The 12,436-nt window shown below is 70.3% G+C and carries 11 protein-coding genes and 1 pseudogene; 8 read left to right on the top strand and 4 right to left on the bottom strand.

Annotation, left to right across the window (positions count from 1 at the left end; all coding sequences use genetic code 11):
• The first annotated feature begins 20 nt into the window (after nt 1-20).
• Complete coding sequence (locus tag ACSGDB_RS12760; RefSeq protein WP_434995177.1) at nt 21-587, top strand: 2'-5' RNA ligase family protein; 567 nt, start codon at nt 21-23, stop codon at nt 585-587.
• On the opposite strand, the gene ACSGDB_RS12755 is transcribed toward ACSGDB_RS12760, so the two are convergent.
• From ACSGDB_RS12755 to purB, 3 genes are all read right to left on the bottom strand, one after another.
• Complete coding sequence (locus tag ACSGDB_RS12755; RefSeq protein WP_434995176.1) at nt 564-2,006, bottom strand: lipase maturation factor family protein; 1,443 nt, start codon at nt 2,004-2,006, stop codon at nt 564-566. The two genes, ACSGDB_RS12760 and ACSGDB_RS12755, sit on opposite strands and share 24 nt — an antisense overlap.
• A gap of 72 nt (nt 2,007-2,078) precedes the next feature.
• On the bottom strand, nt 2,079-2,966 hold the full coding sequence (locus tag ACSGDB_RS12750; RefSeq protein WP_434995175.1) for an endonuclease/exonuclease/phosphatase family protein: 888 nt from the start codon (nt 2,964-2,966) through the stop codon (nt 2,079-2,081).
• Between the two features lie 61 nt (nt 2,967-3,027).
• On the bottom strand, nt 3,028-4,458 hold the full coding sequence (purB, locus tag ACSGDB_RS12745; protein ID WP_434995174.1) for an adenylosuccinate lyase: 1,431 nt from the start codon (nt 4,456-4,458) through the stop codon (nt 3,028-3,030).
• A 175-nt stretch (nt 4,459-4,633) separates the two neighbouring features.
• Between purB and ACSGDB_RS12740 the strand changes: the two genes are divergently transcribed.
• The 6 genes and pseudogenes from ACSGDB_RS12740 to ACSGDB_RS12715 form a co-directional block, all read left to right on the top strand.
• Complete coding sequence (locus tag ACSGDB_RS12740; RefSeq protein ID WP_434995173.1) at nt 4,634-4,894, top strand: hypothetical protein; 261 nt, start codon at nt 4,634-4,636, stop codon at nt 4,892-4,894.
• A complete protein-coding gene (locus tag ACSGDB_RS12735) occupies nt 4,891-6,180 on the top strand; it encodes a hypothetical protein (protein WP_434995172.1) in 1,290 nt (429 codons plus the stop codon). The genes ACSGDB_RS12740 and ACSGDB_RS12735 overlap by 4 nt, the downstream gene beginning before the upstream one ends.
• Nucleotides 6,177-7,316: a histidinol-phosphate transaminase gene (locus ACSGDB_RS12730; RefSeq protein ID WP_434995171.1), complete on the top strand. Its 1,140-nt coding sequence runs from the start codon at nt 6,177-6,179 to the stop codon at nt 7,314-7,316. The genes ACSGDB_RS12735 and ACSGDB_RS12730 overlap by 4 nt, the downstream gene beginning before the upstream one ends.
• Before the next feature lie 145 nt (nt 7,317-7,461).
• Nucleotides 7,462-8,670, top strand: a complete 1,209-nt coding sequence (pdhA, locus tag ACSGDB_RS12725) for a pyruvate dehydrogenase (acetyl-transferring) E1 component subunit alpha (protein ID WP_434995170.1) — start codon at nt 7,462-7,464, stop codon at nt 8,668-8,670.
• The gene (locus tag ACSGDB_RS12720; RefSeq protein WP_434995169.1) at nt 8,670-9,644 is read left to right on the top strand and encodes an alpha-ketoacid dehydrogenase subunit beta; all 975 of its coding nucleotides are present in this window, start codon (nt 8,670-8,672) and stop codon (nt 9,642-9,644) included. The genes pdhA and ACSGDB_RS12720 overlap by 1 nt, the downstream gene beginning before the upstream one ends.
• Nucleotides 9,645-9,653: 9 nt before the next feature.
• Nucleotides 9,654-9,845, top strand: a pseudogene (locus ACSGDB_RS12715) (biotin/lipoyl-containing protein); the annotation flags it as partial.
• Here the strand turns inward: ACSGDB_RS12715 and ACSGDB_RS12710 are convergent.
• Entirely contained in the window at nt 9,760-10,344 is a 585-nt protein-coding gene (locus tag ACSGDB_RS12710; RefSeq protein ID WP_434995205.1) for a transglycosylase domain-containing protein, read from the bottom strand. The pseudogene ACSGDB_RS12715 and the gene ACSGDB_RS12710 overlap by 86 nt on opposite strands.
• Nucleotides 10,345-10,818: 474 nt before the next feature.
• Here ACSGDB_RS12710 and ACSGDB_RS12705 point away from each other — a divergent pair, with 474 nt between their 5' ends.
• Nucleotides 10,819-12,420 carry a sulfatase-like hydrolase/transferase gene (locus ACSGDB_RS12705; RefSeq protein ID WP_434995167.1) on the top strand — a complete coding sequence of 534 codons (1,602 nt, stop codon included), beginning with the start codon at nt 10,819-10,821 and terminating at the stop codon, nt 12,418-12,420.
• Nucleotides 12,421-12,436: the final 16 nt, after the last annotated feature.

Here is a 12,436-nt window from a genome sequence, read left to right as displayed (position 1 = left end):
GGCCGGAGGACGGGTGCGGCATGGCCGATAGCGTCGAACTGCTGCTGGACCCGCCCTCCGAACTCGTCCTGCTCGAGGACTGGGCCGTGCTCGAGGCCGCGGGCCTGCCGAACCAGTCGCGCCATTTGTCCTTCAGCAACAGTCCGCACGTCACGCTCGCGGCTGCCGGGCGCATCGACGACCGCTACGACGCCCGCCTCGCGGACGCGGCGCGGGGCGGTCCCACGGAGCTGGCCGCCGCCGGGTTCCTCGTCTTCCCGACCCGGCGCAGGTACGTGCTCGCCCGGCAGGTCATCGGCAGTGACGCCCTGACCGGTCTGCACCGCCGGATCTGGGCCGCCCTGGAGGGCGTTGACGACCCGGCGCCCACGACCGTCCCCGGCGCCTGGACCCCGCACATCACGCTGGGTCACGGGCTGACCGCCGACCAGCTGGCCACGGCCATCGGCCTCCTGCGGGACCGCGCTGCCGAGCGGCTCGGCGCGGGCGCCGTCCGCCGGTGGGACGCGCACGAGAAGCGGCTGATCCTGCTCGGCGGGGACGAGGAGGTACCGGCCGCAGCGTCAGGGGACGTCGGCGCGCAGTGAGGCCGGGTGCACCAGGACGCCCTGCGGTTCGCGGATCCACCACAGGCCGGTGGCGCGCTTCTCCTCCCGGGTGGAGAAGCGGTAGCGGAAGATGCGGGCCCGGACGTAGCGGGGCGGTTCGCCGTCGAAGGGGTCGGTGCGGAGCAGCTTCAGGATCAGCGGGTCCGCTTGGAGGAGCTTGACCAGGAACGGCGTGAACCAGCCCCGCTCCGACCCCAGGGCGAGGAACCACATCATCCAGTCCAGCCGCAGGTGGTAGGGGGCGAACTGGCGCGGCATCCTCGCGGGGTCGCCGGGCTTGCCCTTGAACTCGTAGGCGTGCCATCGGGCGCCCGGGCCCACGGCGTCGAGCGTTCCCTCCACGACCACCTCGTACCGGACCTTCGTCACGCTCCCGAACGCCCCGTAGGCGTTGCCGAGGTGCCACCGGTTGAAACTCGCGTTCATGAGCTGCCGGCGGGCGAACAGGTTCAGCAGCGCCGGCCGGCTCAGGTAGGCGAGGACCAGCATCGCGAGGACGACCACGACCGTCACGTACAGCGGTGTCGGCCGGTAGTCGCCGGACAGGTCCAGGGCCGGGAACACCGCCTCGTAGAAGGAATCGGGCACGGCGGCGAAGGTCAGGATGATCGTCAGGGTGTTGAGCCAGGCGAAGTTCCCGGAGAGCACGAGCCAGCCCTGGGTGAGGATGATCACCAGGGCGGCGAATCCCGCCACCGGCTGCGGTGTGAACAGCAGGAACGGGACGGCGAGCTGCGTGACATGGTTGCCCGCGACCTCGATGCGATGCAGCGGCTTCGGGAGCAGGTGGAAGAACCGGCTGGCCGGGTTCGGCATGGGCTGGGTCTCATGGTGGTAGTACAGGGCGGTGAGATCGCGCCAGGAGCGGTCGCCGCGCATCTTGATCATTCCGGCCCCGAATTCGAGCCGGAAGACGAGCCAGCGGATCATCAGGAGCACCAGGAACGGCGGCGCGATCTCCGTGGACCCCAGGAACGCGACGATGAACCCGGCCTCCAGCAGCAGGCTCTCCCAGCCGAACCCGTAGAAGGCCTGGCCCACGTTCACGATGGACAGGTACAGCCACCACACGAGGAGGAAGGTGATCAGGGGCACCCATGGGGGTCCGGCCTGCGGGACGCCGAGGACGAGCACTGCGGCCAGGGCCGCCCCGGTCCACGCGACGACCCGCAGCCTGCGGTCCGTGTAGCCGCGGCGGAAGAGCGACGGGCCGGCGCGACGGCCCGCCCGTTCGAGGAACACCGGGACCGGCAGGAGGCCCCTCTCGCCGAGCAGCGCCGGGAATTGGGCGACGGCGGACAGGAACGCGAGAAGGTACACGGCGGCGACGCCGCGCTGCGCGATCTGCCGTCCCACCTCGTAGTCCTCGGCGGTGAGGACGCCGGCGATCCACTCCATCCCCACAGCGTCCGGCGCCGTGCAGGGGACGTCAAGGGCGTTCCGGCCCGGAGGCCCGGGGGCCCGGGGTGCCTAGCGGCGCGGCTCGGTGTCGCCGGGCTCGTGCCGGAGGCGCGGGATCTCGACGAGCGCCTGGACGGCCGCGTGGTCGCTGGCGTACCTGCCGTCCAGGGTGGAGGTGTTGACCGCCGCCTGCCGCACCAGCACGTCGGGGGTGGTGAGGATCCAGTCGATCCGCGCTCCGCCGTCCACGGGGCTGTCGTAGCGGGGGAAGGTGCCGTAGGCGGGCGTGAGGCGCTCGTCCGCCCGGGTCCAGGAGTCGAGGAGGACGTCCGAGTCGAGGAAGGTCCGGTACGCGGACGAGGACCCGGTGTCGGAGTTGAAGTCGCCCATGACGATGGTGGGCAGCGCCGGGCGGAAGAAGCGCACGAGGTCGAGCACTGCGTCGGCGCTGCGGATCCGCGCGTTCTCGGACTCGTGGTCGAAGTGCGTGTTCACGAGCAGGATCTCGCGGTCGGATCCGGTGTCGTGGAAGCGGCCCCACGTCACGATGCGCGTCACGCCGTTGCCCCATGTGGACGAGCCGATGAGTTTCGGGCTGTCCGACAGCCAGAACTGGTCCCATTCGATGAGCCGCAGCCGCCGGGCGTCGTAGAAGATGGGCGAGTACTCGCCGCGGCTCCCGCCGTCCCGGCCGGCCCCGATCATGCGGTACCTCGGCGGCAGTGCCGCCTCGATCACCCGCAGCTGGTGGTGCAGGGCCTCTTGGACGCCGAGGACGGCCGGGACCTCCCGGCGCAGCAGGTCCTGCAGGGGTGCGATGCGGTCCGGCCAGTAGTCCACGTCGTCGGGACGGGCCGCCGGGCGGTCGTACCGGATGTTGAAGCTCATGACGTGGAGCGAGGAGCGGCTCGCCCCGATGAGTGCGGGTGATCCCGATGGTGCGGGGGTTCGTGGCATGGGGCCCTTCCGGGGCGACATGTGAATGGTGGCTGCTGCCCGGCGCCCGGCCGGCGTCCGGTCAGCGCAGGTGGTCGACGAGATTCGCGGCGATCCCGGTGTAGCCGGCGGGGGTCAGGGCGAGGAGCCGCTGCTCCGCGTCCGCGCTGAGGCCGAGGCCGCTGACGAACTCGCGCATGCGGCCGGCGTCCACGCGGTGCCCGCGGGTGAGATCCTTCAGGCGCTCGTACGGGTCGTCGAGGCCGGGAACGCCGGCGATGGCCTCGGCGCGCATGACCATCTGCACGGCTTCGCCGAGGACCTCCCAGTTGCCGTCGAGGTCCGCCGCGAGGACCTCCTCGGCGACGTCGAGCCGCGCGAGACCCTTCGCGACGTTCGAGACGGCCAGCAGGGAGTGCCCGAGGGCCACCCCGATGTTGCGCTGGCTCGACGAGTCCGTGAGGTCGCGCTGCCAGCGGGAGGTCACGAGCGTCGACGCCAGGACGTCGAGCAGGCCGGAGGAGATCTCCAGGTTGGCTTCCGCGTTCTCGAAGCGGATCGGGTTGACCTTGTGCGGCATCGTCGAGGACCCGGTGGCGCCCGCCACCGGGATCTGCGCGAAGTAGCCGATGGAGATGTAGCTCCACACATCGGTGCAGAAGTTGTGCAGGATCCGGTTGAAGCGGGCGACGTCGGAGTACAGCTCCGCCTGCCAGTCGTGCGACTCGATCTGTGTGGTGAGCGGGTTCCAGGTCAGGCCGAGGCCCTCCACGAAGGACCGCGCGACGTCCTGCCAGTCCGCCTGCGGGACGGACGCGTAGTGGGCGGCGTACGTGCCCGTGGCGCCGTTGATCTTCCCGAGGAACTCGGTGGCCGCGATGCGGTCGAGCTGTCGCGTCAGGCGGTGCGCGACGACGGCCATCTCCTTGCCCAGCGTGGTGGGCGTGGCGGGCTGGCCGTGCGTGCGCGAGAGCATGGGGGTGTCCCGCGCCGTGCGCGCCAGGTCCGCGATCGACGCGACGAGCGCCCGGGCGGCGGGCAGCCAGACGTCCAGGACGGCGCCCTTCACGCCGAGGGCGTAGGAGAGGTTGTTGATGTCCTCGGACGTGCAGCCGAAGTGGACGAGGGGCTTCAGGTGGCCGATCCCGATACCGTCCAGCCGCCGTCCGATGAAGTACTCCACCGCCTTGACGTCATGCACGGTGACGGCCTCGATCTCGCCGAGTTCCGCCACGGCTTCCGCATCGAAGGACGTGACGATCGCGCGCAGCCGAGCCTCCTGGCCGGCGTCCAGGGGGCCGGTCCCGGGGAGGACGGCATGCCGTGTCAGGTGGATCAGCCATTCGACCTCGACGTGGACGCGGTCCCGGTTGAGCGCCGCCTCCGACAGGAAGTCGACGAGCGGGGCGACGGCCCCGCGATACCGGCCGTCGAGCGGGCCGAGCGTCAGTGACGTCCCCTCCCCTCTGGACAGAGCAGCGAATTCGGTCCGGGAGAGCGCGGAGTCAGCCATTCCTCCATCCTTTCACGGTGTCGACGGCGGGTGTCACCTTCAATTCCTGTCCACATATCGACCCCGCGGCGGGGGCGTCCTTCTTCCGCTCCTAGCGTTGAGGGGCGAGCACGAGAGGGGAGCCGGAATGGATGGCGGGGTGCACCGTGAAGCGTCATGTGAGGCGTGGGCGGTCGTGAGTTCCGAGGTGGCGGCGATGGCCGCCCGGCTGCGCCTTCATGCAGGGCAGCTGGAGGACATCCGCAGGCACGCCCTGGCGGTGGGCCTGCTCTCCTGGGAATCTCCCGCCGGCGCGAACTTCCGTGCCTACCTCGGGGAGCGGTGCGGGGAACTGGGGCGCACCGTGGACCTGCTCGAGGATGCCGCGCGGGACCTGGGGGCCTTCGCCCGCCTGGTGCGGGACGCCGAGGCGCGGCAGCGCGGGGCGGGGCTGTGACGGACGGGCTGCGCCCCGTCGTGGGCGACGACGGAGACATGGCCGTCCGCGGCGGGATCGGCGGGATCCGGTTCCAGTGGGAGGAACTGGAGGAAGCCGTCCGCGTCCTGGCGCTCCTCGCAGCGGACACGGGGGATGTCGCCGTCGGCGTCGGGTTCCTGGACCGCGACGTCAGCGAGCTCCCGTGGCGGATCCTGCACCTCGACCTCCCGGGAGGCGTGGCCGGTCCGCCGTACCAGGCGGCCCTGACGCAGCTCGGCGGGGCCTGGAGCGCCTGCCTGGACAACGCCCGCACGCTCGCTACCGCCGAGACGCGGCTCCGCGCCGGCCTGTTCGCCTACCGTCTGGCGGACGACGTCGCACTCGCCGCGACCGAGGCCGCGCGCCGGGCGTCCGAGGGTGCGGCCCACAACCTCGCACGGGCGGCTCTCGACCACGCCGCCCTGACCGTCGGTCCCATCGACCTGGACGCCGTCGACGCGGGAACCGCCGTGCCGTTCGACGGCACGGTCAGCGGCGTGCTGGAACGGCTGGCCGCCGTCGAGGGCGACGACCCCGGGACCTTCGAGGTGCTGCGGGCAGGGTCCGACGAGGATCCGGTCTACGTCGTCGTCCTGCCCGGTACGCAATCGGCGGGCCCCGGAGGGCCGGCGGGAAGCAATCCCTTCGACGTGGCGGGCATCGCCGAGGCCCTGGCGGAGGACAGCCGCTTCACGGAGGAGGCCGTCCTGCAGGCGCTCGGGCGGGCCGGCGCACGGGAAGGGGACGCGCTCCTGGTCGCGGGGTACAGCCAGGGGGGCCTGCACGCGGTCAACCTCGCGGAGTCGGACGGGCTGCGCGGCCGCTACGACGTCCGCCTGGTCCTGACCGTGGGTTCGCCCACCGGCTGGTCCGGAACCGGCGCCACGGAGTACCTGCACCTCGAACACGAGGCGGACATGGTCCCCGACCTCGACTCCACCTGGAACGCCGACGACCGCCACCGGACCACCGTCACCCTCGCCACTCCGGTCCCGGAACTGGGGGAGCGGCCCGACGGATCCGCCGAGCCCTGGGGCCTCGGCCCGGCTCACAAGCTCGGGAGCTATGCGCAGGGCGCGCGCCTCGTCGACGCGGGAGACGCACCGTCGCTCGGGCCCGCAGCCGCGCTGCTGGCCACCGCCGGAGCCGGTGGCGTGGCGCGCCGCTACTCCTTCGCGGCCACGCGTCGGCCCCCGGCCGGCGGCGCTCCACCGCCCGGGGCCGGACGCCGCGCGACGGATGGGCGGTCTAGGCTATGGCCATGACATCGATCGAGGACCGTCCTGCACCATCGACAGGCCCGGCGGCCGAGGCACCCGGGATCCGCCCGCGCGGAGTCCTCGGCAGGCTTCCGCGCTACGCGGCCGGGAAGCCGCCCGTGGTGGTCGAGGGGCTCGAGAGCTTCAAGCTGTCCTCGAACGAGAATCCCCTGCCTCCCCTGCCCGCCGTCCTCGCCGCGATCGCCTCCGAGACCTCGATCAACCGGTACCCCGATCCCATGACGACGGCGCTGCGGACCGAACTCGCGGGCTATCTCGGGGTTCCCGCGACGGACATCGTCACGGGTGCGGGCAGCCTCGGCGCCCTGAATCAGATCCTGGCGACCTTCGCGGGACAGAACGACTTCGACGCACCCGACGAGGTGGTCTACGCGTGGCGCTCCTTCGAGGCCTATCCGATCAGCGTGGGCCTCGCGGGAGCTGCCGGCGTGCAGGTACCGGTGCGGGAGGACGGCACCCACGACCTCGACGCCATGGCGGCGGCCATCACCGACCGCACGCGCGTCATCCTGCTGTGCACCCCCAACAACCCAACCGGGCCTGTCCTCACCCGGGATGAGGTGACAGGCTTCCTGGCGACGGTGCCGCCGCACGTCGTGGTGGTGATCGACGAGGCGTACCAGGAGTTCGTGCGGCGTCCGGACGCCGTCGACGGCATCGAGCTGTACCGCGAGCACGCGAACGTGATCGTGCTGCGAACCTTCTCCAAGGCCCACGGGCTCGCAGGCCTCCGCGTCGGCTACTCGGTGTCCCAGCAGACCCTCACCGAGCACCTGCGCGTCGGCGCCGTCCCGTTCGCCGTCTCGCAGATCGCCGAGCACGCCGCCGTGACATCGCTCCGCCACATCGAGGAGGTCGAGGCCCGCGTCCAGTCGATCGTCGACGAGCGCATGCGCGTCGTCGAGGGGCTGCGCGACCTGGGCTGGCGCATCCCGGACGCTGAGGGCAACTTCGTCTGGCTGGCGCTGGGCGAGCACACCCAGGACTTCGCGGCGAAGGCCGGGGAACGCGCCCTGTCCGTGCGGGCCTTCGGTGCGGAAGGCGTGCGCGTGTCGATCGGCGAGGAGGCCGCCAACACCCGCTTCCTCGACCTGTGCCGGGAGTACGCACACCGCCCCTGAGCGGGTCGGGCAGACACAAAATAGGCCCTCGGGTCCGGCGTGACTAGTCTTGATCCCGTATGTGCCGGGAACATATGTTTTCCCGTGTATGACTTACGACATACATGCCCCTGAGGGAATGTTATGCGTCATGTGAGGAGCGAGAATGAGCGGTGTGCCTGCAGCGGAGTTCGAGGTCGAGGAGGTCCTGCGTGCCGCCCACTCCGCGACCGGCGCCCCGCAGGAGACCGGGGTGGACATGCTGCAGGTCCTCGCCCCCGACGGGACGATGGCCGGCGGGCTGACCGCAGAGATCGCCGGCGAGATCGTCGACTTCTCGCCCTACCTCGCCGCGGAGCCCGACCACCTGCGTTCCCTCTACCGGGACATGTTCCTGATCCGGCGCTTCGACCAGGAGTCCACGGCCCTGCAGCGTCAGGGCCAGCTGGCGCTCTGGGTGCCCCTGACAGGCCAGGAGGCCGCGCAGATCGGGTCCGGACGCGCCCTGCAGCCCCAGGACTACGCCTTCCCCACCTATCGGGAGCACGGCGTCGCGCTCACCCGTGGCGTCCAGCCGGCGGAGATCCTGCGCCTCTTCCGGGGAGTGACGAACGGCGGGTGGGATCCCCGCGAGCGGAACTTCCACCTCTACACGCTCGTTCTCGCCGCGCAGTCCCTGCACGCCGTCGGCTACGCGATGGGCATCCAGCGGGACCAGCTCGCCGACCCCTCGCTGCCGCACGCCGCCTCCGTCGCCTACTTCGGCGACGGCGCGAGCTCCGAGGGAGACGTCCACGAGTCCATGGTCTTCGCGGCCTCGTTCGACGCCCCCGTGGTGTTCTTCTGCCAGAACAACCAGTGGGCCATCTCCGTCCCGGCGGCCGTCCAGACGAGGGTCCCGCTCGCGCGGCGGGCCGAGGGGTACGGGTTCCCGGGCGTCCGGGTGGACGGCAACGACGTCGTCGCCGTGGAAGCGGTCACGCGCTGGGCCCTCGACCATGCCCGGTCCGGGAAGGGGCCCGTCCTCATCGAGGCCTACACCTACCGGATGAGCGCCCACACGACGGCCGACGACCCCACCAAGTACCGGCTGTCCGGTGACGAGCAGGAGTGGCAGCCCCGCGACCCGCTGGTCCGGCTGGAGGCCCACCTGCGGTCGCAGGGTCTGGCCGACGACGCGTTCTTCGACGAGCTCGCCGTCGAGGCCCGGACCATGGCCACCGCCCTCCGCGACGCCGTGCTGTCCATGACGGTGCCCGATCTGGAAAGCCGCTTCGCGGCCGTGTACGCGGAACCACACCCGCTGGTCCAGGAGGAACTCCGTTTCTTCCAGCAGTACGAAGCCGGATTCGCCGACGAAGGGAAGCACGCCTGATGGCGACCATGACCATCGCGAAGGCGATCAACGAGGGTCTGCGCGCCTCCCTCGAGCAGGATCCGAAGACGCTGCTGATGGGCGAGGACATCGGTGAGCTCGGGGGTGTCTACCGGGTGACGGACGGGCTGAAGAGGGACTTCGGGGCGATGCGCGTCGTCGACTCCCCGCTCGCCGAATCCGGCATCATCGGCACGGCGATCGGCCTCGCGCTCCGCGGCTACCGGCCCATCTGCGAGATCCAGTTCGACGGCTTCGTCTTCCCCGGGTTCAACCAGATCACCACCCAGCTGGCCAAGATGCGTACGCGCAGCGACGGCATGCTGAGCACGCCCGTGGTCATCCGCATCCCCTACGGCGGCGGCATCGGCAGCGTCGAGCACCATTCGGAGTCCCCCGAGGCGCTCTTCGCGCACACCGCGGGGCTCCGGATCATCACGCCGTCCAACCCGCAGGACGCCTACTGGATGATCCAGCAGGCCGTCAGCTGCGAGGATCCCGTCATCGTGTTCGAGCCGAAGCGCCGCTACTGGCTCAAGGGCGACGTGGACACCTCGGCGCCCGCTGGGGACCCGTTCTCCGCCCACGTCCTGCGCGCCGGCACGGACGCGACCGTCGTCGCCTACGGCCCGCTCGTGCCCGTCGCCCTCGCCGCGGCCGCGGCGGCGGAGGAGGACGGGCGCAGCGTCGAGGTGATCGACCTGCGCTCCATCTCGCCGATCGACTTCGACACCGTCACGGAATCGGTGACGCGCACCGGCCGCCTGATCGTCGCCCACGAGGCGCCGACGTTCGGCGGGATCGGCGGGGAGATCGCCGCACGGGTCTCCGAGCGCGCGTTCCACTCGCTCGAGGCCCCCGTCATCCGGGTCGGCGGGTTCCACATGCCCTATCCCGTGGCCCGCGTGGAGGAGCACTACCTGCCGGACATCGACCGCATCCTCGAGGCACTCGACCGTGCCTTCGCATACTGAAGGACCATCATGACGCGCAAGACGTTCAACCTGCCCGACGTCGGTGAAGGCCTCACCGAGGCGGAGATCGTGCAATGGAAGGTGGCTCCCGGGGCGCCGGTCGAGGTCAATGACATCATCTGCGAGATCGAGACCGCGAAGTCGCTCGTGGAACTCTCCTCCCCCTTCTCGGGGACGGTGTCCGAGCTGCTCGTCGCGGAGGGCGAGACCATCGAGGTCGGCACGCCGATCTTCGCCGTCGACGACGCCGCCGGCAACGGGGACCGTCGCACATCCGCCCCCTCGGGCGCGGCCGACGACGCGCCCGTCCCCGTGCCGGAGATGCCCGGGGAACTCGCGGGTGCGCCACGCCGCCGTGCTCGTAGAAGCGGTAGTCCTCGATGGAGACCAGGGCGTCCTGCATGTCCTGGGATACCTGGTCGAGGGGGACCGGTTGCCGGTTCTCCTCGTACAGGGTCGCGATGAGCGACCCGTCCGCGGCCACGATCGTGGTCGGCTGCGCCAGGGCGTCACGCTCCAGTTCGGCCGGGAGGTCCTCGAAGAACTCGATGGAGGCCGAAGCCCCCGTCCCGGCGACGGCGGCGACCGGCACCAACAGGCCCGCGGCGAGCACACCCGTCAGGGCACTGATGCCCAGGAACGCAAAGACAGTGCTGAGGACAGAGCCCGAGCCGAACGCGGAAGGGAGCGTCCTCTTCATCGGGCGGCGGGGTGGCGGTAAGCGGCGTCGCATCGCGTACCCCGGGTTCGGTCTGTCGTCTCGTAGATCTCGTCGTCTCCTTCAGGAAGGGCGACCAGGAAGGCATCGGTGGCCATCCGGCCGTTCGGTTGCTTCGGGTGGGCATCAAGCCAACGGCCACGGTAGGCATGGCAGGAGGGCCATCTCAAACTCGGCAGCTGCCCCGTTATCGCCCTGCAACCTCGCCCCCGCGGCCGATGCAGAATCGTCTCCGCCCCGTGTCCTCTCCGTCATCAACTGTTTATCCGCTGAACGGAAGTCCGCAGGCGTAGCGGAACAGGGTTCACTCTTGTGACAGCGTCCTCTCAGATATGCGGGGTAGCGTCAGAGACTGAATTCTTGCTGCGCCAAAGCCAGCGGGTGTCCAGAGGGGGCTTACGACCATGCTCGAATCCACCGTACAAAGCTGTCGCTGTGTCCGACGGAAGCCGTGACATGACGCGGCGGGTCGGTCTTGTCCTCGGTCGCGTCGTGTTCTACGTCCTGCTCTGGGCGGGGATCGCGCTGCTCATCGCGGCCGCACTCATTCGCTCATTCTGGGGCTCGATCTCGGTGAACCAGATGGTCCTGAACCTGGTGTCCGTGGAGACCGACGGTGGCGGCGGAGCGCTCGTGTGGATCGGTGTCCTGGGCGTCGGGGTCCTGCCCTTGGTGATCACCGGCAGCGTCGCGGCGTGGCGGCACCGCCGACGTCGCCGGTACCCGTCGGCCGGCGACCTGACTGCTTATCGCCGTCGTAACCGTGCGCGCACCGCCTTCGCCCTCCTGGTTGCCACGATGGCCGTCGGAGGCACCACCGCGTTCTCCGAGGTGGTGGCCGTGGGGGACTACATCGAGGGCGGAAACTCGCGGTACGACCTCGGCGAGTACACCGTGGATCCCGTGATCACCGGTGAGGGGCAGAAGCGCAATCTGGTGTTGATCTACCTGGAATCGGGCGAAGCCACCCTTGCTGACGACCAGCTCTTCGAGAAGGATGCCTTCGCCTCGTTGAAGGACGCGACCCAGGAGGCGGACGGCTGGCAGAGCATCGACGATCTCCAGCAGTACAGGGGTGGTGGCTGGACCATGGCCGGACTCGTCTCGACCCAGTGCGGCATCCCCCTCAAAGGCGTCCTCGCCGCAGCAAGTAACGGCGCATTCGACGAGCAGGGCGACGTCGCCACCTACCTGGGCGGGACCACCTGCCTCGGCGATGTCCTCGAGGAGCACGGCTACACCAGCATGTTCCTCGGCGGTGCGAATGCCGCCTTCGCGGCCAAGGAGACGTTCCTGCGCAACCATGGCTACTCCGTGGTGAAGGATCTCGCCCATTGGCGCGCCACCGGCGAACCCTCGACGAGTTTCCGCAGCGATTGGGGTCTGAGCGACCAGCGACTCCTGGCCCACGCACGGGACGAGATCGACGCCCTGCATGCTGACGCGGAGGCGACCGGCACCCCGTTCAACCTGTCCATCCTCACGCTGGACACCCACGAACCCGCGCATGTCCACGACTACTGCCCGGTGGACACGGCGAACGAGCTCGCCTCCGTGTTCTCCTGCTCCATGACCGAGGTGGCCGGGTTCGTGGACCACATGGAGGAGAAGGGTTACCTGGACGACACCGCCGTGGTGATCATGGGGGATCACCTCAAGCACATGAATGCGAACGACCAGTTCCACGAACAACTGGACCACCACCCCGACCGCACCATCTTCAACCGGCTCTGGATCCCCGGCGGCGCCGTCGATGGCAGCAACGGCGCGCTCCGCGCCGGGGTGGACCAGCTGAACCTGTACCCGACCCTCCTCGAAGCCGCCGGACTGACACTGAAGGACCGGCAGGCAGGGCTCGGGGTGTCCGTCCTCGCCCCGGAGATCCCAGCCGGGTCGGCACAGGCCATGGACCCCCGCCGCTACGGAGAGTTGCTGGATTCGCGCTCCGCGGACTTCTACACCGAGGCCTGGACAGCGAAGAATGATGCCGGCCACGGCGGTCATAGGGGCGTCCCTCAGCCACAGGACCAAGGCATAAGCATCCTACAAGGGCCCTGACCGCCGAGAGACTGGT

Source organism: Arthrobacter sp. Ld5 (genome assembly GCF_051172775.1).
Classification (GTDB): Bacteria; Actinomycetota; Actinomycetes; order Actinomycetales; family Micrococcaceae; genus Arthrobacter_D.
The sequence above is the reverse complement of the archived record's forward strand: the minus strand, read 5'-3'. Positions and strand labels throughout refer to the sequence as shown.